Annotated in this window: 1 pseudogene; it reads left to right on the top strand. The window is 36.7% G+C overall.

The annotated features are described in order from the left end of the window. Positions 1 to 305, top strand: a pseudogene (locus BAQ44_RS09760) (RNA-guided endonuclease InsQ/TnpB family protein); the annotation flags it as partial.

Genomic DNA, 305 nt, shown 5'->3' with positions numbered 1-305 from the left:
AATGGTTATCACACTTCTTATAAATCCAAAAAAGATGTAATCCAAGGATTTTATGCCAATTATGAAAGACTGGCTATAGGAAAGAAGGTAGTTCATATTCAGTCTATCGGAGAAGTGAAAACAAGCCAACAACTACCAAGAAATAAAAAACCATCTAATCCAAGAGTTACATTTGACGGTCGTCACTGGTGGATTAGTGTAGGGTTCCAAGAAGACTTTGCATCCCAAGAACTAACCAATGAGTCGATTGGTGTGGATGTTGGTTTAAAAGAGCTTTTTGTAGCTTCTAATGGTATGAAAGAACG

Source organism: Bacillus mobilis (assembly GCF_001884045.1).
Classification (GTDB): domain Bacteria; phylum Bacillota; class Bacilli; order Bacillales; family Bacillaceae_G; genus Bacillus_A; species Bacillus_A mobilis.
The sequence above is the reverse complement of the archived record's forward strand: the minus strand, read 5'-3'. Positions and strand labels throughout refer to the sequence as shown.